Raw genomic sequence first — 21,745 nt, forward strand, 5'->3', positions numbered from 1 at the left:
CACCCGCGGGAGGATGCTGAGATGGGAGCGTGCCGACGCCCCGCCCCGCCCCGCGCCGCCTGCGGACCACGCGCCAGGACCTGCTCTTCGCCGCCGCGGCCCTGGCCGGCGGCGTACTCCTGCTCGCGTCGCACGGCTACGCGCGCTGGACGGCTGAGGAGGCCGTCCCGCTCGGCTGGCGGTTCGTCGCGCTCCTCGGGCTGTGCGCGGCGGTGCCTTTCCGGCGCACCGCGCCGCTGATCGCGCTGGCCTTCGCCACCCCGTTCAACCTCGCCGATGTGGCGATGGGCCCGAGCTTCGCCACCGCGATCATCTACGGCGACGCGCTGTACGCGGCCGGCCTCTACGCGCGGCGTCCCGCCGCCGAATGGCTGCTCGGCGCGACCGCCGCGACGACGCTGGCGTCGATGACCGTGGTCGGGATCGCCCTCGGGACGGTGAGCGGCGCCGTCATCACCGGGGCCGTCGCGGGAGTGACCTGGGTCGGCCCGGTGCTGACCGCGATGCTGCTCCGGGAGCACCGGGAGCGGGCCCGGGCCGAGCGGGCGCGCGCCGAGCAGGCGGTGCGGATGGCCGAGCTCGACCGGCGCGGCGCCGTCACCGCCGAGCGCGCCCGGATGGCCCGCGAGCTGCACGACGTCATCGCCAACCACCTCAGCGCGGTGGCGCTGCACTCCTCGGCGGTGCTCAAGGTCCGCGACCTGGACCGGGAGGACCTGGACCGGGCGATGGAGGTCATCCGCGAGAACAGCGTGCGGGGCCTGGCCGAGATGCGCCGGATGATCGGCCTGCTCCGCGAGGGCGACGGCGCGGTGCCGGGCCCGGCGGCCTCGCCGCGGCTGGCCGAGCTCGGCCTGCTGGTCGGGCGCACCGGGCGGTCCGACCTCAGCGCCGTCCTCACCGTGACCGGCGAGCCGCCCGACCTGCCCGCCGCCGTCGAGCTCGCCGCGTACCGGATCGTCCAGGAGTCGCTGACCAACGCGCTCAAGCACGGCGGCCCCGGCCGGGCCGAGGTGCTGCTGGCGTACCGGTCCCGGGACGTGCTGGTCGAGGTGTTCAGTCCGATGCCGGGCGGCGACCGGGCCGGGCCGAGGCTGCCCGGCTCGGGCAGCGGGCTGGTCGGGATGCGCGAGCGCGCCGCGATGCTGGACGGGGCGTTCGCCGCGGGCCCGGACGGCGACCGGTGGCGGGTACGGGCCGAGCTCCCCGTCGGCACCGGCGGGCGGGCGCGGGAGGCCGGTTCATGATCGAGGTGCTGGTGGCCGACGACCAGGCCGCCGTCCGGGCGGGCCTGGTGCTGATCCTGGGCGCCGCGCCGGGCATCACCGTGGTCGCCGAGGCGGCCGACGGTGAGGAGGCCGTCGAGCTGGCCCGCCGCCTGCGCCCGGACGTGGTGCTGATGGACCTGCGGATGCCCCGGATGGATGGCGTCTCGGCCACCTGGGAGATCTCCGGGATCGCCGACGTGCTGGTGCTGACCACCTTCGACGTCGACGAGTACGTGTTCGGGGCGCTGCGCGCCGGCGCCGCCGGGTTCCTGCTCAAGGACATCGACGCCGACCACCTGGTGGAGGCGGTGCGGACGGTGGCGTCCGGCGAGGGGATCGTCTCGCCCAGGGTGACCCGCCGGCTGATCGGCGCGTTCGCCGCCCGGCGGCCCGCCCGGTGGCCCGTCGGGCCGTTCCTGCCGCCGGGGCTCGACGACCTCACCCCGCGCGAGCACGAGGTGTTCGGCTGCCTGGGGGAGGGGCTGTCGAACGGGCAGATCGCGCGGCGCCTGGACATGGCCGAGACCACCGCCAAGACCCACGTCAGCCGGATCCTGGCCAAGCTCGGCCTGCGCAGCCGCGTCCAGGCGGCCATCCTCGCGCAGGAGACCGCCGCCGGCGGCCTCTCCGGCCCCGCCGCCCGCGAGGGGCCCACCGGCCCGCGCTGACCCCTCCGCGCGGCTCTCCGTCCTTCTCGGGGCCTCTCAGGACGTTCTGGGGCATTTGCTCCTCGGCCTCTCGTCCGACCCGGCCGCGCGCACCGCGGCGCCGGAGGCGGGTCAGAGGCGGGGTCAGAGGCCCCGGCCGGCCACCAGGACCGACAGCAGGTAGGTCCCGCCCGCCAGTGCCGCCAGCCAGGCGTAGGGGGTGATGTCGGCGCCGCGCAGCGCCTGCACCACCAGCGCCGCCACCAGCGCCGCGGTCACCGTGTCGCCGGTCATCGCCGCGGCCTTCAGGTGCGCGCGGGCCCGGTGGCCGTTGCCGAACGTCTCGCTGACCGGCAGCGCCGGCTCGTGGCGCCGGTACCCGAGGTGCCCGGCGTACCCGGCCAGCACCGCGAGCGCGACGAGGCCCGTCTCGCGCCGCCCGTCGGCGGCCAGCACCGCCGCCACCACCACCCCGGCGGCCAGGACGACTCCCGGCACGATCCAGCGGCTGAGACTGCGGCGTTCGGGGGCGATCCACATGCGCGACATCCTCTCCGATCGACGGACGGAACGGGCCCCCAACGCGCCGGTTCGGGACCGATACGCCACAAGAAGGTCACCCGCGCGCCTGCCCGGACGCCGTCGGGCATTCCGGGCGGTACGCAGTGGAATAGTGGACATGCGGCGGGGCGTCACCGGTATGGTCTGGCCTCGTGGCGCAATTTCGACTGAACGGCTCGAAGATGCTGGCCGTCGATCTCGTCGGCGAGACGATCAAGGCGCTGAACGGCTCCATGGTCGCCTACGACGGCGAGATGACGTTCAAGCGGCAGGGCCTCACCGGCGGCGAGGGGCTGCGCGGCGCGCTCAAACGGAAGATCGCCGGCGAGGGCATGACCCTGATGGAGATCGCCGGCAAGGGCACCGTGTTCCTGGCCAGCGAGGCCACCGAGGTCACCCTGGTCCAGCTCGCCGGCGACGTGCTGTTCGTCGAGTCCGAGAGCCTGCTGGCCCTCGACGGCCGGCTCCAGACCGGGGTGCAGTTCGTCGGGCTGCGCGGCATGGGCACCGGCCAGGGCCTGGCGACCACCAAGGTCGAGGGCCAGGGCACCGTCGCGATCCTGTCGGACGGGCCCGCCATCGCGCTGGAGGTGACCCCGCAGACGCCGCTGTGCGTCGACCCGCACGCCTACGTCGGGCACCGGGGGCAGCTCCAGCAGGACGTCGTCACCGACGTCAACTGGCGCACCGTCATCGGGCAGGGGTCGGGCGAGAGCGTGCAGTTCCGGTACCAGGGCCACGGCCTGGTCTACGTCCAGCCGGCCGAGCGCGGCGGAATTCTGGAGATCTGATGCCGGGATACACCTCGATCAACGCCAAGATGCTCCAGGTCCCGATCGGGCCGGGCCAGGAGGTCTACAGCCGGCGCGGCGCGATGCTGGCCTACACCGGGCCGGTCGAGTTCGCCCCGACCGCCACCGCCGGCCAGGGCATCGGCGGCACCCTCGGCCGCGCCGTCGCCGGCGAGCGGTCGGCGATGATGCACGTCACCGGGCGGGGCTCGGTGATGTTCGGCCACGCCGGGCTGGAGGTCTCGGTCGTCGACCTCGCGGGCGACACCCTCTACGTCGAGGCCGACCGGCTGCTGGTGCACGACACCGCCCTCCAGGTCGGCACGATGTTCATGGGCGAGCAGGGCGGCGTGCGGGGCGTCATCCGCGGCGCGGTCAGCGGGCAGGGCCTGTTCACCACCACCCTGCTCGGCAACGGCTCCTGCGCGCTGCTGTCGCACGGCGGCGTGATGGAGCTGCCGATCACCCCGCAGCGCCCGGTGCACGTCGACCCGCAGGCCTACGTCGCGCACCGCGGCCAGGTGCAGAACAAGCTGACCACCGCGGTCGGGCTCCGCGAGCTGATCGGCCGCGGCTCCGGCGAGGGGTTCCAGCTCCAGCTGAGCGGTACCGGCGTCGTCTACGTGCAGGCCAGTGAGAGGAAGATCTGAGCGTGAGCACTTCCGCGTCCGACACCCAGACCTGGAACGCCGCGACGCTCCCGTCCAACGACAACGTCAACGCCTACTCCTTCAGCGTGGACCTCAACGGCCAGTGGTTCACGCAGAAGGGCAAGATGATCGCCTACTACGGGCAGGTCAGGTTCGAGGCGCTGTCGGCCGGCCCGCTGGACGCCCTGGTCGCCGCGAGCTTCCACTCCCCGCTGTACGCGCAGGACTGGATCGTCGCGCAGGGCCAGGGCAAGCTCCTGCTGGCCGACCGAGGCTTCGACGTCAACTCCTACGACCTCGACGACGGCAACCTCACCATCCGGGCCGGCAACCTCCTGGCGTTCGAGCCGGGCCTGGAGCTCAAGCAGTCGATCATCCCCGGCTTCCTGACGCTGATCGGCACCGGCCGGTTCGTGGCCGCCTCCAACGGCCCGGTGCACTTCGTCGAGCCGCCGATCCGGGTCGACCCGCAGGCACTGCTCGGCTGGGCCGACTGCCCGTCGCCGTGCCACCACTACGACCACTCCTACATGCGCGGGGCGATCGGCGCCGCGCGCATGGTGTTCGGGGTCGGCGGCGCCTCGGGCGAGGAGCACCAGTTCGCCTTCACCGGCGAGGGCACGGTCCTGATGCAGTCCTCGGAGGTCGTGATGAACGATGACGTGCTGCTGCGCGACCTGGAGGGCCAGATCGGCACGGTGGGCACCTCGGGGCTCCAGCGGCTGCACCAGACCATCGCGCAGCGCCTCGCCGCCGAACGCCAGTCCTGACCGGGCCTCCGAGGCCCGGTCCGCGGCTCCCTGGGGCGTGCGGTCAGCCCTCCTGGACGCTCTGCATCACCCGGAAGGCGGCGCCGAACGGGTCGCGCACGTCGGCGACCCGTCCGTACGGGGTGTCCGCGGGCTCGTCCGCCGTGCCACCGAGGGCGCGGGCGCGCAGCACGGCCTCATCGGCGTCGGCGACCTCGAAGTAGCTGCGCCAGGACGACGAGGCGGCGCCGGGGCGGCCCAGGATCCCGCCGATCGGCCGGCCGTCGGGCCTGACCAGGACGGTGTAGTCGATCTCCGCCTCGGCCGGCATCGGCTCCAGCCGGTGCCCGAACACCGCCGCGTAGAACTCCCCGGCCGGGCCGGGGGCCGCGGTGACGAGCTCGCTCCACACCAGGGAGCCGGGCTCGTTCACGGTCTCGGAACCGGCGTTCTCCCTGCCCTGCCAGACGCCGAACCGCGCGCCGACCGGGTCGGCCACGACCGCCATCCGCCCCCGGTCGAGGATCTCCTCCGGGGGCATCGGCACGGTGCCGCCCGCGTCGGTGGCCCGCTTGACGGTCTCGTCGCAGTCGTCGCTGGCGAAGTGCAGGTTCCACCGGAACTCGCTCGCGTCCGGGTCGGGGTTCCTCATCATGCCCGCGACGGTCCGGCCCGCCAGGAGGCACCCGTTGTAGTGGCCCGCCGCGGACCCGAAGTCCTCGAACTCCCAGCCGAAGAGCGCCCCGTAGAACCGCTGGGCTTCGCCGAGGTCGGGGATGCGCAGGTCCAGCCAGGTGGGCGTGCCGGTGGGTGCGTTGCCGGTCAGGTGGGTCATCTCGACCACACTCCTCCCGCCGGGCCGGGCCCGGCGTCGAGCCGCACGCCACTCCTCCCATCATGGCCCCCGCGGCCCGTCCGCCGTCCGGCCGGGCCGGGACGGGCCGCTGAGGGGCCCCGGCGTCACGTACACTGGCGAGATGGTTTCGCACGCGAGCTGACAGGCTCCCCTGGCGCGTCCCGGTCACGGACCGTGACGCGCTTTGTCATGCGCCGTCCATCTGCCGTCCGTCAGGGGAGCCCTGTCACAGTGATCATTGCCAACGACATCGAACTGCGCGCCGGATCCCGGCTGCTGATCGAGACCGCCGCCTTCCGGGTCAACCCCGGTGACCGGGTGGGCTTCGTCGGCCGCAACGGGGCCGGCAAGACCACCCTCACCAAGGTGCTCGCGGGGGAGGCGCAGCCCGCCCAGGGCTCGGTGACCAGCTCGGGCACCATCGGCTACCTCCCGCAGGACCCCCGCGGGGTCGACCTCGAGGAGCTGGCCCGCGACCGGATCCTGTCGGCGCGGGGGCTCGACGAGGTCATCCGCGAGCTGCGCGACGCCGAGGAGCGCATGGCCACCAGCACGGGCTCCGCGCGCGACAAGGCCGTCCGGCGGTACGGCCGGCTGGAGGAGCGGCTGCATGTGCTCGGCGGGTACTCCGCCGAGGCCGAGGCCGCCTCCATCGCCTCCAGCCTGGGCCTGCCGGACCGGGTCATGGCGCAGCCCCTCGGCACCCTGTCGGGCGGGCAGCGGCGCCGGGTGGAGCTGGCCCGCATCCTGTTCTCCGACGCCGACACGCTGCTGCTGGACGAGCCCACCAACCACCTCGACGCCGACTCGGTCGTCTGGCTGCGCGACTTCCTGAAGTCGCACCAGGGCGGCCTGGTGGTCATCAGCCACGACGTGGAGCTGCTGGACGCGGTGGTCAACCGGGTCTTCCTCCTCGACGCCAACCGCAGCGCGATCGACATCTACAACGTCGGCTGGAAGAAGTACCTCGCCCAGCGCGAGACCGACGAGCGGCGGCGCAAGCGCGAGACGGCCAACGCCCAGCGCCAGGCGACGCAGCTGATCTCCCAGGCCGACAAGATGCGCGCCAAGGCCACCAAGGCCAAGGCCGCGCAGCAGATGGACCGCCGGGCGCGGCAGCTGCTGGCCTCCGCGGAGGGGGTGCGGCAGGCCGACAAGGTCGCCAAGATCCGCTTCCCGGAGCCCGCGCCGTGCGGCAAGACCCCCCTCACCGCGGAGGGTTTGTCGAAATCGTACGGATCTTTGGAGATTTTCACCGACGTGGACCTGGCCATCGACCGGGGCAGCCGGGTGGTCGTCCTGGGCCTCAACGGCGCGGGGAAGACCACGCTGCTGCGCATGCTGGCCGGGGTCGACAAGCCCGACACCGGCGCCGTGGCGGCCGGCCACGGGCTGCGCATCGGCTACTACGCGCAGGAGCACGAGCTGCTCGAGGTCGAGCGCTCGGTACTGGAGAACATGCAGTCGGCGGCGCCCGGGATGGCGCCGGTCGAGGTCCGCAAGATCCTCGGCTCGTTCCTGTTCACCGGCGACGACGTCGACAAGCCCGCCGGGGTGCTGTCGGGCGGCGAGAAGACCCGGCTGGCGCTGGCGATGCTGGTGGTCTCGAGCGCCAACGTGCTGCTGCTGGACGAGCCCACCAACAACCTCGACCCGGCCAGCCGGGCGGAGATCCTGGCGGCCCTGCGCACCTTCGCCGGCGCCATCGTCCTGGTGACCCACGACGAGGGCGCGGTGGAGGCGCTCCGGCCGGAAAGAGTGATTTTGCTGCCTGATGGTGTCGAAGACATCTGGAGTGACGAGTTTGCCGATCTGGTGGCACTTGCGTGACCTGCATGGTCACTTCCGCAGATCTTTTCTGGCCGAGTGGGTAGCCGAACGCGCGGGAATGACTGATCATGGCGGGGGATAACGCAGCGGTCACCACATCACTACGGGAGGTACTCGTGGCCGAGACCCTTAAGAAGGGCACCCGCGTGACCGGTGCCGAGCGCGACAAGCTGGCGACGGAACTCAAAAAGAGGTACGACTCCGGCGAGAGCATCCGCGCCTTGGCAGCCGCCACCGGCCGCTCGTATGGGTTCATCCACCGGATTCTGACCGAATCCGGCGTCAATCTGCGCGGTCGCGGCGGCGCGACCCGCGGCAAGAAGTCCTGACCGGACGCCGACCCCCGGATGAGCGCACCGCCTGAACCGTCGCCGCGGCCGGCCGAGTAGGGTTCGGTCGCGGCGGCGGGCCGGGTGCCGCCGGTCGACGGGACCGGTGGGGACGGGGTCGTGCGCCCCTCCGGGAACGCCCCTGGCCGCCGTGACAGGCGGATCGGCCGCCTGCCACCGACAGGTCCACACGGAGAGGGGCGTCATGGCTGACGCGAGGGCGGAGCGGACGCGGCCGGAATCGGCCACCGGACGGGACGCGTCACCGGACGCGGCCGGACCGTCCGCGGCGGAGCTGGCCGCGGCCGGGCTGCGGTTCGCGGTCGACGGCGAGGTCGCCACGGTCACCCTCGACCGGCCCGAGCGGCGCAACGCCATGACGTTCGCCACCTGGCGCGGGCTGGCCGCGATCGGCCGGTCGCTGCCGGCCGGCGTGCGGGTGGTCGTGCTGCGCGGCGAGGGACCCTCGTTCTCCGCGGGCATCGACCTCGCCATGTTCTCCGGCGGCGGTGACGAGAGCTTCTCCGACGGCTCCGACGCCGAGGCGACCGACCGGTTCATCGCCGGGCTCCAGGAGGGCTACACCTGGCTGCGGCGCCCCGACATCGTGACGATCGCGGCGGTGCACGGGCACGCCATCGGCGGCGGCTTCCAGCTCGCCCTGGCCTGCGACCTGCGCGTCATCGCCGACGACACCAAGTTCTGCATGAAGGAGCCGGCCCTCGGGCTGGTCCCCGACCTGACCGGCACCAAGCCGCTGGTCGAGATCGTGGGCGTGCCGCGGGCGCTGGAGTTGTGCCTGACCGCCCGCACCGTGCTCGCCGACGAGGCCGCCCGGCTCGGCCTCGCCGAGGTCGTCGTCCCGCGCGACGGGCTCGACGCCGCCGTCCGCGAGCTGACCGCGGCACTCCTCGCGGTTAACCCCGGCGCGGCCGTGGCCACCAAGCGCCTGCTGTGGCAGGCCCCGGAGAACACCCTCGAGGAGCAGTGCGCGGCCGAGCGCCGGGAGCAGATCGGCCGTCTCCGCGAGCTCTTCGGCGCCCAGGGCTGACCAGGGCCCGTCCCTCGTCCACCGGGAGCCGCTCGGCGGTGCGGGTGCGCCCGGTGTCTGTCGGACCCGGCCCGTGTCCAGAGGTCCCACCAGAGTCCCGGGAGCCCCGGGCGCTGAGGGTTACGCCGTGAGCGGAGCCGGGAAGCGCTCGCGGCGGCGGTGTGTTCTCGTCGTCGACACTGAGATGCTTACTTGATTACCCGCGTGCACGCTCGCGCATCGCTCGGGCGGCCGCCGACCCCTCGGAGGCTCATGTGGCGATGCCGGGAATGCCGGGCAGCGGCTGGCAGGTGATGGCCTCGTTCCGCCGGGACGGGTCGGTCACCCAGCAGAAGCTCAAGCCCGGCACGGTCAAGCGGATCGCCGGCTACGCGCGTCCCTACATGCGCGAGCTCGTGCTGTTCCTGGCGCTGAACTCGTTCGCCGCGGTGATCGTGGTGGCCAACCCGCTGCTGCTCAAGTCGATCATCGACCGGGGCATCGTGCCGGCCCGCACCGGCATCGTGCTCTGGCTGGCCGCCGGGGTGGCCGCGCTCGCCCTGGTCGAGGCGGTGCTCGGGCTGGCGCAGCGGTGGTACTCCTCCAAGATCGGCGAGGGGCTGATCTACGACCTGCGCACCCAGGTGTTCGGGCACGTCCAGCGCCAGCCCGTCGCGTTCTTCATGCGGGCGCAGACCGGGTCGCTCGTCAGCCGGCTCAACACCGACGTCATCGGCGCCCAGCGGGCGCTCACCACCACGCTGTCCTCGGTGGTCTCCAACGTGATCAGCCTGGTGCTGGTGCTGATCACCATGCTGGTGCTGTCCTGGCAGGTCACCCTGATCGCACTGCTGCTGCTGCCGATCTTCGTGCTGCCGGCCAAGTGGGTCGGCAGGCGGCTGTCCCGGATCAGCCGCGAGCAGATGCAGCTCGACGCCGAGATGAGCTCGCTGATGACCGAGCGGTTCAACGTGGCGGGCGCGATGCTCGCCAAGCTCTACGGGCGGCCCGCCGAGGAGGAGCACAACTTCTCGCAGCGCGCCGCGCGGGTCCGCGACATCGGCATCATCGCCGCGATGTACGGACGGGTCTTCTTCACCGCGCTCACACTGGTGGCGGCCCTCGCCACGGCCATGGTGTACGGGCTCGGCGGCTCGCTGGTGGTGGGCGACACGCTGGAGCTCGGCACCCTGGTCGCCCTCGCGACGCTGCTGACCCGGATGTACGGGCCGCTGACCGCGCTGTCCAACGTGCACGTCGACATCATGACCGCCCTGGTCAGCTTCGACCGGGTGTTCGAGGTGCTCGACCTCGAGCCCCTGATCCGCGACCGCGAGGGCGCCCGCGACCTCGGGCGGGGTCCGGACCGCCCGGCCGGCCCGGACCCGGCGGCGGGCCCCGGCGGCCCGGACGCGCAGACCGGTCTGGACGCGCCCGGTGACGGCGTCCGGCACGCGGCGCCCTCGGTCCGGTTCGACCATGTGCGGTTCGCCTACCCGTCCGCCGAGGAGGTCTCGCTGGCCTCCCTGGAATCCATCGCCCGCACCGACACCGCGCCGGGACGCGAGGTCCTGCACGACGTGGACTTCACCGCCGAGCCGGGCCAGCTCGTCGCGCTCGTCGGCCCGTCCGGGGCCGGCAAGTCCACCATCACGCACCTGGTCTCCCGGCTCTACGACGTGTCCGACGGGGCGGTGCGCATCGGCGGCGAGGACGTCCGGGACGTCACGCTGGACTCGCTGCGCGACCGGGTCGGCGTGGTCAGCCAGGACGCCCACCTGTTCCACGACTCGATCCGCGAGAACATGCGCTACGCCCGCCCGGACGCCTCCGACGGGCAGATCCACGCCGCCCTGGAGGCGGCACAGGTCGGCGCCCTGCTCGCCGACATGCCCGACGGGCTCGACACGGTCGTGGGCGACCGCGGCTACCGGCTGTCGGGCGGTGAGAAGCAGCGCCTGGCGATCGCGCGGCTGCTGCTCAAGGAGCCGTCGGTCGTCGTCCTGGACGAGGCGACCGCGCACCTGGACTCCGAGTCCGAGGCCGCCGTGCAGCGGGCCCTCCGGACCGCGCTCGCCGGGCGGACCTCGCTGGTGATCGCGCACCGGCTGTCCACCATCCGCGAGGCCGACCAGATCCTGGTGATCGAGGACGGCCGGGTGGCCGAGCGCGGGCGCCACGAGGAGCTACTCCTGGCGGGCGGCCTGTACTCCGAGCTGTACCGGACCCAGTTCGCCCGGCAGGACGGGCGGCGAGACGGGCTCCCGGACGGGTCGGGCGGGCCGGACGGGCTGCCGGACCGGCCGGCCGGCGGGGGCGCGGACGGCGAGGCGGGCGGGCGGACGGCGGAGCCGCTCGGCGCCGAGTGAGCACCGGGGGCCGCACGCCACCGGGTGACGGTGCGTAGCGGGCGGCCTCCCCGGGCATCCTCTCTCTAGAGCGCGGGTGCTGTTTCCGCGTTTCCCGCAGCACGCCCGGTTCGCAACCCGGCGGCCATCTGGCGGCGTCAGAGTCGGTGGCGGCGCCGTTGGGGGGCGCGAGCAGCCGCGGGAGAGGGGACCACCATGCTTTCGATGATCAATCCCGGCCGGGTCGTGAAGAGCGGGCCGGGACGCTACACCGTGCTTCTGGTCGGGCTGGGCGCCGCGGGCGTCGCCATCGGCTGGCTGGGGTCCGACGCCGACGCGCAGCGGGCCCTCATCCGGCGGCGCTGAGCGGGTAGCCCAGCCGGCCGAGCTCGATTCCGGCGACCTTCTCGACCTGGGCGACCTGCCGCGGGCTGAGCCGCTCGCGCCAGGCGCCGACGCCGTGCTCGTCGGCCTCGTGCCGGCCCGCCCGGCCCGTCCGGACCAGCCCGGACAGGGTCGAGCGCGAGATCGGGGCGCCCAGGTAGTCCGACACCTCGCCGGCGACCCGGCGCGGCTTGGCGACCAGGTCCTCGTAGCGGACGGTAAACAGCTGGTCCTCGGGCGTCTGCCGGCGCAGCCGGGCGCTGAGGCGCACCGAGCCGCGCCACCGCAGCGCGCACTTGACCGCGGTGGCCGACCGCGTCCAGCGGTCGCGCTCGGCGAGCTCCTCGACGCCGAAGAACGGGTTGGGGAACACCCGGTCGAGGTTGGCGAGCCCGGGTTTGAACCAGGCCAGGCAGCGCGGGTCGCCCAGCATGTCGGCGACCACGTCCCGCCCGTCCCTGATCACCTGGAGCAGCTGGGCGTCGGGGAAGGCGTCCAGCAGCACGTCGGCGCTGTAGATCAGGTCGGTGGACGCGTCGGCGAACCGGAGCACCTGATGCGCGTCGACGCACTGGCCCCCGCCGGCCGGTCCGGCCCCGGCGCCGCCCGGCGCTGCGGGTGCGGGCGGCAGGCCGGCCAGCTCGCGGCACTCGGCGGGGCACGCGGCGCAGGCGCGCTCGGAGATCTGCCACGCCTCGGCGTAGGCGTCGCGCAGGACCCGCGCGGCGCCCCGCTCGCGGTCGCTGGCGATGGACGGCTGCCGGGCGAACGCGTAGGCGACCCGCAGCACGCCGGGGCGGCCCGTGGTCAGGTGGAAGCCGGCGGAGCGCTTCACCGCGCGCGCCAGCAGCTCGGCACCGGAGTGGGGGGCGCCCAGCACGAAGACCGGACGGCGGACCTTGGTGCCGTTGATCACGAGGATGTGCGGCGTCGACCTCATACGAGCACCAAGTTTGGCACTTCCCGGGGGCGCCGCGGTCCGCGACGCTCCCACGGGTGTGCGGGATAATCGGGCCAGAGTGGAATGTTCCGGGCCTAGCCTTGGGGGATGGACGCTGCGCCCACCCTCGCGGACCTGCTCGCGGGAGCCGAATCGATCACGGTGCTCACCGGTGCGGGGATCAGCACCGCCAGCGGCATCCCCGACTTCCGGGGCCCGCAGGGGGTCTGGACCCGAGATCCGTCCGCCGAGGCGATGTCGACGATCGGGTCCTACCTGGCCGACCCCGAGGTGCGCCGCCGCGCCTGGCGGTCCCACCGCGACCACCCCGGGTGGGACGCCGAGCCCAACGCCGCGCACGCCGCACTGGTCGATCTGGAGCGGTCCGGGCGGCTGCGCCGCCTGATCACGCAGAACATCGACGGGCTGCACCAGCGGGCCGGGTCCGACCCGGCGACGGTGCTGGAGATCCACGGCTCCATGCGGGAGGCCGAGTGCCTGGCCTGCGGCCTGCGCACGCCGATGCCCGAGGTCTTGGCCAGGGTCGACGCCGGCGAGCAGGACCCGCCCTGCGCCGAGTGCGGCGGCCTCCAGAAGTCGGCGACGATCTCGTTCGGCCAGCCCCTGGTGGCGGAGGTGCTGGACGCGGCGGTCAACGCCGCGCGCTCCTGCGACCTGTTCGTGGCCGCGGGCACCTCGCTCACCGTCGAGCCCGCGGCGGGCCTGTGCCAGGAGGCCGTCGAGCGCGGCGCCCGGCTGATCGTCCTCAACGCCGAGCCCACCCCCTACGACGGGATCGCCGACCTCGTGCTGCGCGAGCCGGTCGGCGCGACGCTGCCCCGCCTGGCCGGGCTCGTGCCCGGCGGGCGCCGGTGATCTGTTGGCGGGTCGTGACATGCGGCCCCTTCCGCTGGGGTCCGTATCCTGACAAGCTCTATCCGTTGCGGTGCGAGGAGGGATCGGGTTGATGAGCGGGGGCGCCCGCGCGGGGGCCGTGCACGATCGGCCCGTCGCGCCCGGTTCGGTGCCCCGGAGGTTCGCCCGGCTGAGGCCGGGCGACCGGGTGGCGGTGGTGGCCCCGAGCGGCCCGGCCGATCCCGCCAGGCTCGAGGCCGGCTGCGCGGTGCTCCGGGATCTCGGCCTCGACGTCACGGTGTCCGCGCACGTACTCGACCGGACCGGTCTCGGCGGCGCCGGCCCGGTGCCCGAGGCATGGCAGCGGCTGGCCGGAACCGATGCCGATCGCGCCGCCGATCTCCAAGCGGCCTGGTGCGATCCGGGGGTCCGCGCGGTGATCTGCGCCCGCGGCGGCTACGGCGCCACCCGCGTGCTCGACCATCTCGACTGGCCCGCGCTGGCCGCCGCGACCGGGGCCGCGGTGGAGGCGGGCCCTGGGCCGAAGGCGCTGCACGGTTCCAGCGACATCACCGCGCTGCACGCGGCCTTTGGAACACGCCTGGGCATCACCACCTCGTTCGGCCCGATGCCCGCGGGACGCCTCGCCGACCTCGCCCCCGCCGGCGCTGACGCTGACACTCCCGCCCCCGGCCCCGGCGACGCCGTTCTCGCCCGGACGCTGGACGGCCTCCGCGCCGTTCTGTTCAAGGAGGAGGGCGCAGTCGGCACCGGGCCCCGTGTCCTCACCGGCACGCACGCGCTGAGGCCGGGACGGGCCGAAGCGGTGCTCACCGGCGGCAACCTGAGCCTGCTCGCCGCCCTGCTCGGCACCCCGTACGCCCCGCCGCCCGCGGCGGGCCGCGTGGTCTTCCTGGAGGACGTCGCCGAGGCGCCCTACCGGATCGACCGGATGCTCACCCAGCTGCTCCAGGCGGGCTGGTTCGACGGTGCGGCCGGCGTCGCGCTCGGGTCCTGGACCCGGTGCGGCGACCCCGCCGAGGTCGACGCGGTGCTCGCCGGGCGGCTCGGCCCGCTCGGCGTGCCCATCCTGGCCGGCGTCCCCGCCGGGCACGGGCCCTGCCAGCGCACGCTGGAACTGGGCGTCCCGGTCCGGCTCGACGCCGGGGCACTGACCCTGGAAGCGCCCGGAGGTGTGCGATGAGCGGCGGCAGGCACGCGCGTCCCGATCCCTGGGACGACGGCACCCTCGGCTCCCTGCTGGTCCTGGTGGCCGAGAGCCTCGGCTACACCTGCCGGCGGATGCCCGGCGACGTGATGCTGCTGGAGGGCGCCAACCGGCTGCACGTCAGCATGCGCCTGCTCGGCCAGCTCGCCCGGCTGGTGCCCCGCGACGACTGGCCCGCGCTGGTCTCCGACCACGTCACCACGATCGTCACCGCGATCGAGGAGCCCCTGGACCTCAGCGACTTCGAGCTGGCCCAGCATCTGTTGCGCACCCGGATCTACCCGGCCGAGGCCGACAACGGGGTGCTGGCGGCCCGCCCGTTCGCGCCCGGCCTGATCGAGGTCGTGGTGGTCGACACCCCGACCACGGTCCGGACGGTCACCAACGAGGAGATGGACGGCTGGCCGGTCTCGGGCGACGCGCTGTTCATGCTCGGCCGGGCCAACGTCCGGGCCGACGGGCCGCTCCAGAGCGACGACCAGGACCTGAGCGGCGTGCGCGTGTCGGTGCTGCACGGCTGGACGTTCTACGCCGTCACCCACCTGGCCTGGCTGGAGGAGTACCTCTCGATCGGGCCGCACGGCGCGCTCGTCGTCGCGCCCAACCGCAGCCTGATCATCGCGCACCCGCTGCGTCCCGCCGACGCGTCGCCGCGGGTCCGCTACCGCGCCGCCGTCGCCGCCGCCCGCGAGCTCCAGGCGCAGGCGCACCGCGCCTACGAGGACGGGCCCGGCTCGCTGAGCCCGCACCTGTACTGGTGGCGCGGGGGAGAGCTGACGCTCCTCGAGCCCCGCTACGAGGGCGACGCCATGGTCCTGCCCGAGGACTTCGCCTCGGTGCTCACCACGCTCGCCGCCGAGCGCTGACACCGGGCGAGCCCCGGCACCGTTGAAAGGGAGAACCGCGTGCGCATCGTCGTCGCCTCCGACTCGTTCAAGGGCAGCCTCGGCGCCCCCGAGGTCTGCGCCGCGATCGCGGCGGGCGCCCGGCGGGCCGTGCCGGGCGCCGAGGTGGCCGAGGTCCCGATGGCCGACGGCGGCGAGGGCACGCTCGACTGCTTCCTGAGCGCCCGCGGCGGCCGGGAGGTCGAGCTGACCGCCGCCGACCCGCTGGGCCGCCCGGTCCGGGCCCGGTACGCGCTGTCGGGCGACGGGCGGTCCGCGGTGGTGGAGCTGGCCGCCGCGTCCGGGCTTCCGCTGGTGGCGGACGTGCCGCCCGACCCGCTGCGCGCCGACACCGCGGGCACCGGCGAGCTCATCGCCGACGCGGTGCGGCGCGGCGCCCGCGACGTGCTGGTCTGCGTCGGCGGCAGCGCCAGCACCGACGCCGGCACCGGGCTGCTGCGCGCCCTCGGGGCGCGGTTCACCGGCGCGGACGGCGCCGAGCTGCCCCCGGGCGGCGCGGCGCTGGCCGGGCTCGCCGCGATCGACCTGTCGGGGATCTCCGCGGACGTCCGGGCCACCCGGTTCCGCGTCGCGTGCGACGTGACCAACCCCCTGGTCGGCCCGGAGGGCGCGGCCGAGGTGTTCGGGCCGCAGAAGGGCGCGACCCCCGCGCAGGTGCGGCGGCTCGACGCCGCGCTCACCACGTTCGCCGACGTCCTGGCCGGCAACGGCGGGCCGCGCGTGCACGACCTGCCGGGCGCGGGCGCCGCCGGCGGCACCTGCGGCGGCCTGGTCGCGGCGCTCGGCGCCGAGCCCGCCCGCGGCGCCGAGCTGGTCGCGGACGCCGCCGGGCTCCCGGCCGCCCTCGACGGGGCCGACCTGGTGATCACCGGCGAGGGGCGGGTGGACGGCCAGAGCGCCGGGGGCAAGGTCGTCTCCGTCGTCGCGCGGCTGGCCCGTGAGCGCGGCGTGCCCGCCGTCGCGCTGGCCGGGGGCGTCGCCGGGCCCCTGGACGCCCTGCACGCCCTCGGTCTCACCGCCGCCTTCAGCCTGGCCGACGGCCCGCGGACCCTGGACGAGCTGACCGGGCGGGCCGCCCCCCTGCTGTCGGCCGCCGCCGAGCAGGTCGTGCGGCTCCGCCTCGGCTGACCCTCGGTGCCCACCGGGGCCCCACGGGCGGCGACCTCAGCGGGCGTTGGCCTCAGCGGGCGCCGGGCTCGGCGCGGGCTCCTCCCGGCGCGGGGCGGCCGGTTCCGGGCGGGCCGGCCTCCGGATCTCCAGGGCGGGGACGAAGTAGTGCGCGAGCGGCCCGATCGCGACCGCGTACAGGACGGTGCCGACGCCGACCGTCCCGCCGAGCAGCCAGCCCGCGGCGAGCACGGCCACCTCGATCGTGGTCCGCACCACCCGGATCGAGTGGCCCCGCGCGGCCAGCCCGGTCATCAGCCCGTCGCGCGCGCCGGGACCGAGTCCGGCGCCGATGTAGCAGCCGGTGGCGAAGCCGCCCAGCAGCACCGCCGCGACCAGGAAGGCCCAGCGCGCGGCCGGCGCCTCCGGGGCGGGCAGCACGTACAGGAACAGGTCGGTGAAGACGCCGACGAGCAGGACGTTGCTGATCGTGCCGAGGCCGGGCCGCTGCCGCAGCGGGATCCAGGCCAGCATCACCACCGCCCCGGCGATGATGATCCAGGCGCCGATCGAGAGCCCGAACCGGCGGGACAGGCCCTGGTGCAGCACGTCCCACGGGTCGTTGCCCAGACCTGAGGCCACTTGGAGCGCGATGCCCAGGCCGTACAAGGCCAATCCCGCGTAGAGTTGCACCAGGCGGCGCACCATCAGAGCCATCCTCGAAGTCCCCTTACCAGCCCGCTAGCCTGTCGAACAGTCAGGTGGGGCGACCCTCGGGTGGCCGTCCCCAGTGAGAAGGGTGACCGAAATGGCCCGGTTAGTGAAGGGCCAATAAGGGAAAGTGGCCTGTATGAGTACCCGTTATGTGAGCGGCCAGCAGCTGGCCCGGCTGCTGGGCGACGTCCCGCTTGCCCGGCCGGTGTACGCCGCGCTCGCCCGCGCCGTCCGCGGCCTGGTCCAGGACGGGCGGCTGGCGCTGCGCACCCGGCTGCCCGCCGAGCGCGACCTGGCCGCCGCCCTCGGTGTCAGCCGCACCACGATCACCGCGGCCTACGACCGGCTCCGCGACGAGGGCTTCGTCGAGAGCCGGCGGGGCGCGGGAAGCTGGACGGCGCTGCCGCCGACCGCCATGACCACGACCGCGCCGCGCACCGGCCCGTCCGCGGCGGGCCGCTTCGGGATGGCGGACGCGCCCACCGGCGCCGAGTTCATCGACCTCGGCTGCGCCACGCCGGGAGCGCCCGCCATCTTCGCCGAGGCCGTCGCCGCCGCCGTCGACGAGCTGCCCCGCCACAGCGGGGGGCCGGGGTACGAGCCGGCCGGGCTCGCCGGGCTGCGCGAGGCCGTTGCCGCGGGCTACGCCGCGCGCGGCGTGCCCACCCGGCCGGACCAGATCGTGATCACCACCGGGGCGCAGCACGCCTTCACCCTGCTGACCCAGACGATCGTGGAGCCGGGCGACGCCGTCATGGTCGAGCGCCCGACCTACCCGCACGCGCTCGGCGCGGTCCGCCGCCGCGGGGCGCGGCTGGTGCCGGTGGGCGTCAACGGGGGATGGGACGTCGAGCTGATCGCGGGCAGCCTGCGCCAGGCCGCGGTGCGGACGGCCTACACCATCCCCGACTTCCACAACCCGACCGGGCTGCTGATGCCGGGGGAGGACCGGGCGGCGCTGGTCGACGCGGCCCGGCACGCCGACGCGGTCCTGGTCTGCGACGAGACCTTCGCCGAGCTGGGCCACGACGTCGCCGCGCCTCGAGTGCCGCCGCTCGCCGCCTACGACACCGGCGGGCGGGTCGTCACGATCGGGTCGGCGTCCAAGCTGCTGTGGGGCGGGCTGCGCATCGGGTGGATCCGCGCGACCGCGCCGCTCGCGCACCGGCTGATCCGGGCCCGCGAGGCGCTCGACATCGCCAGCCCCGTCCTGGACCAGCTCATCGTCGGCGAGCTGCTCCGCCGGATCGACGAGGTGCGGGCCGAGCGCGCCGAGACGCTGCTGAGCAGCCGTGACGCGCTCGCCGCCGCGCTGCGCGAACGGCTGCCGGAGTGGGAGTTCCGGCTCCCCGACGGAGGCATGTCGCTGTGGGCCGGGCTCGGCGCCCCGCTCGCCACCGCGCTGGCCGAGGCCGCCGCCCGGCACGGCGTCCGGGTGGTGCCCGGACCGGTGTTCGGCGTCGACGGGGTGCTGGAGGACTACGTGCGGCTTCCCTACGTGCTGCCGCCCGGCACGCTGCGCGCCGCTGTCGACCGCCTGGCCCTCGCCTTCCGCGAGGCCGAGGCCGCGCCCGTCTCCCGCCCGCTGCCCGCCTACGTCTGAGACCCCGGCGGGGCGGCGGGCTCAGGGGGCGCGCTGGATGTAGTCCACCAGGTGCTCGCGCTCGCTCTCCAGCACGTCGATGGCGCTCTTGACCACGTCGCCGATGCTGACGATGCCGGCCAGCCTGCCATCCTCGACCACCGGGAGGTGCCGGATCCGGTGGTCGGTCATCGTCTGGCGCAGGTCGTCGACCATCGCGTCCGGACGGCAGGTGCGCACCTCGACCGTCATGATCTCCGAGACCGGGCGGCCCAGCAGTCCGGCGCCGTGCTCGTGCAGCCGGCGGGCGATGTCGCGCTCGGAGACGATGCCGGCGATCGACGCGCCGTCGGGCGACACCACCGCCGCGCCGATGTTGTGCTCGGCCAGCGTGGCGAGCAGTTCCCGCACGGTGGCCTCGGGCCGCACCGTGGCGACGGTGCCCCCCTTGCGCCGCAGGATGTCGCGAATCCGCATACCTCACGCTCCGGTGCCGGGTTCAGTCCGTCTTGTCTTCAACGTCGCATGTTCCGCCGGGAGGTAAAACCCCTTGGCGGTAAACGTTCCGCGCCCGCCCACGCGCCCACGGCGGGCCGTGGGGTGCGGGGTCCGTCAGTGCCGGTGCGTGCGGCGCCGTGCCAGGATCCACGCCGCCGCGGAGACCGCCACGGTGCCGGCGCCTGCCGCCGCGATCTCCTTGCGGCGGAGCCGCGCGTTCTGGCCGGTCTGATCCTTCAATTGTGCGCTCCTGGCGCGGAGGGCCCGGCGCTTCGCGGTGGCGCGTTCCTTGGCCCGGCCCCTGATGTCGGCCTTGGCGGCCAGCGCGTCGACCGTCTCTCCGAGGGCCGACCGCGTGATGGCGATCTCCCTCTTCAGCGATTCCGCGTCCATGGGCGATTCGGCGCCGCCCGCGGGCCGTCCTTTCCCCTTAGGGACGTGCTCATGAATCCGCTGTGCGGACTCCGTGTCCGTCTCGGGCGGCCTCTGCATTTCTTCCGTCATGGTGAACTCCCTTCCGGAGGACGTCGACGTCGCGGCGGACGCTCGCGATGGCCGACTGCGGCAGCGGCGGGGAGCCCTGCCTGGTCTTGCGCCGCCCGACGACGGCCAGACCGGCCGCCAGCAGGAACAGCAGGACCGTGACGATCAGTGCGGCGAGCCAGGTGGGGAGCACCACGTCGAGCGCGAGGCCCGCGGTGACCGCGGCGGCCCCGGCGCCCAGATAGGCGACCAGCCCGGCACCGCCGAAGAGCCCGGCGCCGATGCCCATGCTCTTGGCCTTGTCGCGCATTTCCAGTTCGGCCAGCCGGAGTTCGTCCCGGAACAGATCCGAGGCCTGTTCGGTGAATTGCGCGAAGAGTTCTCCGGTGGTCCGCGCGTCCGTCGATCCGCCGGCCTCGGGGGGCGGGGTCAACGCCTGCTCACTGAGTCGAACCATGCGCCTTCCTTCCGCTTTGAGCATCGTCATTGTCATATGTGACCTGAGAGGGAGGCCCGAAACGGTTCCGCCCGGCCCGGTGCCTCGTCCGCTGCGGCGGACCGGCCTCCGTGGGTGGCCGTCAGGGGCGTCCCCGGACAGGTGACGTAGCGTGGTGGATCATTCGCCGTGAGTGGTCGAGGACGCCAGTGAGGGAGCCACCGTGTCCGTACCCCGCATCGTGATCGTGGGCGCCGGTTTCGCCGGATACGCCGTCGCGCGCCGGCTCGAGCGCGCCCTCCGGCCCGCCGCGGCCGAGATCGTCATCGTCTCCCCGTTCGGCTACACCCTGTACCAGCCGCTGCTGCCCGAGGTGGCGGCCGGGCTGCTGGACCCGCGCTCGATCGCCGGCCCGCTGCACCGCAAGCTGCGCCGCACCCGGCTGATCCCCGGCACCGCGACCGGCGTCGACCTGGCCGCGCGCCGCTGCGAGGTCACCATGATCGACGGCCACACCGCCACGGTCCGGTACGACCGGCTCGTGCTGTGCCCCGGCAGCGTCACCCGCAGCTTCGACATCCCGGGGCTCAAGGAGCACGCGCACGGCATGAAGAGCCTCGCCGATGCCGTCTACCTGCGCGACCACGTCATCGCCCAGCTCGAGCTGGCCAACGCCGGGCTCGACACGGCCGAGCGCGCCGAGCGGCTCGGCTTCCTGGTCGTCGGCGGCGGCTACTCGGGGGTGGAGACCGCCGCGAACCTCCAGCTGCTGACCAGCAAGGCGCTGCGCAGCTTCCCGCGGCTCGACCCGGCGCTGCTGACCTGGACCCTGATCGATGTCGCGCCCCGGCTGCTGCCCGAGATGGGGGACCGGCTCGGCGCCGTCGCCATGCGCAAGCTGACCCGGCGCGGCATCGGGATCCGGCTCGGCACCACCATCGAGCGCCTCACGGCCACGTCCGCGGACCTCACCGACGGCAGCACCCTGCCGTGCCGGACGGTGGTGTGGACCGCGGGCGTCCAGCCGAGCCCCGTCGTCGCGACGCTGGACGCGCCCACGGAGCGGGGCCGGCTGGTGGTCGGCGCCGACCTGAGGCTGCCCGGGACCCCCGGGGTGTTCGCGGTGGGCGACGCCGCCGCCGTTCCCGACCTGGACAAGGGCGGCGACGCGATCTGCCCGCCCACCGCGCAGCACGCGACCCGGCAGGCGCGGACGGCCGCGCGCAACGTGGTGGCCTCGCTGCACGGCGGCGAGCCCAGGCCCTACCGGCACCGCGACCTCGGCATGGTGGTCGACCTCGGCGGCAGCCAGGCGGTCGCGCGCCCCCTCGGCGTCCCGCTGACCGGCGTGCCGGCGCAGGCCGTCACCCGCGGCTACCACCTGGCCACGGTCCCGTCGGCGCGGGCCAAGGCGCGGGTGCTGGGCGACTGGCTGCTGCACAACGTGGCCGGCGACGACCTGATCCGGGTCGGCCTGATGGACCCCGCCACCGGCAGCCTCGCCGACGTCGAGCACAGCCTGTGACCAGGGGATGGTAATGATTCGTCCACCTC

Annotated in this window: 23 protein-coding genes; 16 read left to right on the top strand and 7 right to left on the bottom strand. The window is 74.4% G+C overall.

Annotated features, from left to right (window positions below; genetic code table 11):
- The first annotated feature begins 29 nt into the window (after nt 1–29).
- Entirely contained in the window at nt 30–1,247 is a 1,218-nt protein-coding gene (locus OHA34_RS01560; RefSeq protein WP_285943703.1) for a sensor histidine kinase, read from the top strand.
- Nucleotides 1,244–1,936, top strand: coding sequence for a response regulator transcription factor (locus OHA34_RS01565; protein WP_329520456.1), 693 nt, complete (start codon nt 1,244–1,246; stop codon nt 1,934–1,936). The genes OHA34_RS01560 and OHA34_RS01565 overlap by 4 nt, the downstream gene beginning before the upstream one ends.
- A gap of 123 nt (nt 1,937–2,059) precedes the next feature.
- On the opposite strand, the gene OHA34_RS01570 is transcribed toward OHA34_RS01565, so the two are convergent.
- A complete protein-coding gene (locus OHA34_RS01570; protein WP_285943701.1) occupies nt 2,060–2,455 on the bottom strand; it encodes an ABC transporter permease in 396 nt (131 codons plus the stop codon).
- 173 nt (nt 2,456–2,628) lie between these two features.
- On the opposite strand from OHA34_RS01570, the gene OHA34_RS01575 reads away from it, so the two are divergent.
- From OHA34_RS01575 to OHA34_RS01585, 3 genes are read left to right on the top strand one after another with little or no spacing between them, the layout of a single operon-like run.
- Nucleotides 2,629–3,267, top strand: coding sequence for an AIM24 family protein (locus tag OHA34_RS01575; protein ID WP_285943700.1), 639 nt, complete (start codon nt 2,629–2,631; stop codon nt 3,265–3,267).
- Entirely contained in the window at nt 3,267–3,917 is a 651-nt protein-coding gene (locus OHA34_RS01580; RefSeq protein ID WP_285943699.1) for an AIM24 family protein, read from the top strand. The genes OHA34_RS01575 and OHA34_RS01580 overlap by 1 nt, the downstream gene beginning before the upstream one ends.
- 2 nt (nt 3,918–3,919) lie before the next feature.
- Nucleotides 3,920–4,687, top strand: coding sequence for an AIM24 family protein (locus OHA34_RS01585; protein ID WP_285943698.1), 768 nt, complete (start codon nt 3,920–3,922; stop codon nt 4,685–4,687).
- 43 nt (nt 4,688–4,730) lie between these two features.
- Here OHA34_RS01585 and OHA34_RS01590 read toward each other — a convergent pair whose 3' ends face one another.
- A complete protein-coding gene (locus OHA34_RS01590) occupies nt 4,731–5,501 on the bottom strand; it encodes a VOC family protein (RefSeq protein ID WP_285943697.1) in 771 nt (256 codons plus the stop codon).
- Between the two features lie 252 nt (nt 5,502–5,753).
- On the opposite strand from OHA34_RS01590, the gene OHA34_RS01595 reads away from it, so the two are divergent.
- The 5 genes from OHA34_RS01595 (at nt 5,754) to OHA34_RS01615 (ending at nt 11,425) form a co-directional block, all read left to right on the top strand.
- Nucleotides 5,754–7,352: an ABC-F family ATP-binding cassette domain-containing protein gene (locus OHA34_RS01595; protein WP_285943696.1), complete on the top strand. Its 1,599-nt coding sequence runs from the start codon at nt 5,754–5,756 to the stop codon at nt 7,350–7,352.
- 116 nt (nt 7,353–7,468) lie between these two features.
- Nucleotides 7,469–7,681: a helix-turn-helix domain-containing protein gene (locus OHA34_RS01600; RefSeq protein WP_018656527.1), complete on the top strand. Its 213-nt coding sequence runs from the start codon at nt 7,469–7,471 to the stop codon at nt 7,679–7,681.
- Nucleotides 7,682–7,886: 205 nt separating this feature from the next.
- Nucleotides 7,887–8,732 (top strand): enoyl-CoA hydratase/isomerase family protein, encoded by an 846-nt coding sequence (locus tag OHA34_RS01605; protein ID WP_285943695.1) that lies wholly within the window; start codon nt 7,887–7,889, stop codon nt 8,730–8,732.
- A gap of 260 nt (nt 8,733–8,992) precedes the next feature.
- A complete protein-coding gene (locus tag OHA34_RS01610; protein ID WP_329522371.1) occupies nt 8,993–11,080 on the top strand; it encodes an ABC transporter ATP-binding protein in 2,088 nt (695 codons plus the stop codon).
- 204 nt (nt 11,081–11,284) lie between these two features.
- A complete protein-coding gene (locus OHA34_RS01615; RefSeq protein WP_285943694.1) occupies nt 11,285–11,425 on the top strand; it encodes a hypothetical protein in 141 nt (46 codons plus the stop codon).
- On the opposite strand, the gene OHA34_RS01620 is transcribed toward OHA34_RS01615, so the two are convergent.
- The gene (locus OHA34_RS01620) at nt 11,409–12,383 is read right to left on the bottom strand and encodes a sulfotransferase family protein (protein ID WP_285943693.1); all 975 of its coding nucleotides are present in this window, start codon (nt 12,381–12,383) and stop codon (nt 11,409–11,411) included. The genes OHA34_RS01615 and OHA34_RS01620 overlap by 17 nt on opposite strands.
- Nucleotides 12,384–12,491: 108 nt before the next feature.
- Here OHA34_RS01620 and OHA34_RS01625 point away from each other — a divergent pair, with 108 nt between their 5' ends.
- The 4 genes from OHA34_RS01625 to OHA34_RS01640 all read left to right on the top strand — a co-directional run bounded on the left by OHA34_RS01625 (nt 12,492) and on the right by OHA34_RS01640 (nt 16,499).
- A complete protein-coding gene (locus tag OHA34_RS01625) occupies nt 12,492–13,259 on the top strand; it encodes an SIR2 family NAD-dependent protein deacylase (RefSeq protein ID WP_285943692.1) in 768 nt (255 codons plus the stop codon).
- 91 nt (nt 13,260–13,350) lie between these two features.
- Entirely contained in the window at nt 13,351–14,442 is a 1,092-nt protein-coding gene (locus OHA34_RS01630; RefSeq protein ID WP_285943691.1) for a S66 peptidase family protein, read from the top strand.
- On the top strand, nt 14,439–15,332 hold the full coding sequence (locus OHA34_RS01635; RefSeq protein WP_285943690.1) for a hypothetical protein: 894 nt from the start codon (nt 14,439–14,441) through the stop codon (nt 15,330–15,332). Before OHA34_RS01630 ends, OHA34_RS01635 begins: the two co-directional genes overlap by 4 nt.
- Nucleotides 15,333–15,371: 39 nt before the next feature.
- On the top strand, nt 15,372–16,499 hold the full coding sequence (locus OHA34_RS01640; RefSeq protein ID WP_285943689.1) for a glycerate kinase: 1,128 nt from the start codon (nt 15,372–15,374) through the stop codon (nt 16,497–16,499).
- 36 nt (nt 16,500–16,535) lie between these two features.
- On the opposite strand, the gene yczE is transcribed toward OHA34_RS01640, so the two are convergent.
- Entirely contained in the window at nt 16,536–17,195 is a 660-nt protein-coding gene (gene yczE / locus OHA34_RS01645; protein WP_329520457.1) for a membrane protein YczE, read from the bottom strand.
- Between the two features lie 133 nt (nt 17,196–17,328).
- On the opposite strand from yczE, the gene yczR reads away from it, so the two are divergent.
- A complete protein-coding gene (gene yczR, locus OHA34_RS01650; RefSeq protein WP_285943685.1) occupies nt 17,329–18,795 on the top strand; it encodes a MocR-like transcription factor YczR in 1,467 nt (488 codons plus the stop codon).
- Between the two features lie 21 nt (nt 18,796–18,816).
- Here the strand turns inward: yczR and OHA34_RS01655 are convergent, their stop codons facing one another.
- The 3 genes from OHA34_RS01655 to OHA34_RS01665 form a co-directional block, all read right to left on the bottom strand.
- On the bottom strand, nt 18,817–19,251 hold the full coding sequence (locus tag OHA34_RS01655) for a CBS domain-containing protein (protein WP_285943684.1): 435 nt from the start codon (nt 19,249–19,251) through the stop codon (nt 18,817–18,819).
- A gap of 135 nt (nt 19,252–19,386) precedes the next feature.
- The gene (locus OHA34_RS01660) at nt 19,387–19,665 is read right to left on the bottom strand and encodes a DUF3618 domain-containing protein (protein WP_285943683.1); all 279 of its coding nucleotides are present in this window, start codon (nt 19,663–19,665) and stop codon (nt 19,387–19,389) included.
- A 49-nt stretch (nt 19,666–19,714) separates the two neighbouring features.
- On the bottom strand, nt 19,715–20,212 hold the full coding sequence (locus tag OHA34_RS01665; protein ID WP_285943682.1) for a phage holin family protein: 498 nt from the start codon (nt 20,210–20,212) through the stop codon (nt 19,715–19,717).
- Nucleotides 20,213–20,414: 202 nt separating this feature from the next.
- On the opposite strand from OHA34_RS01665, the gene OHA34_RS01670 reads away from it, so the two are divergent.
- Nucleotides 20,415–21,716, top strand: a complete 1,302-nt coding sequence (locus OHA34_RS01670; protein ID WP_329520458.1) for an NAD(P)/FAD-dependent oxidoreductase — start codon at nt 20,415–20,417, stop codon at nt 21,714–21,716.
- The last annotated feature ends 29 nt before the right edge of the window (nt 21,717–21,745 follow it).

Source organism: Spirillospora sp. NBC_01491, assembly GCF_036227065.1.
Lineage (GTDB): Bacteria > Actinomycetota > Actinomycetes > Streptosporangiales > Streptosporangiaceae > Spirillospora > Spirillospora xylanilytica.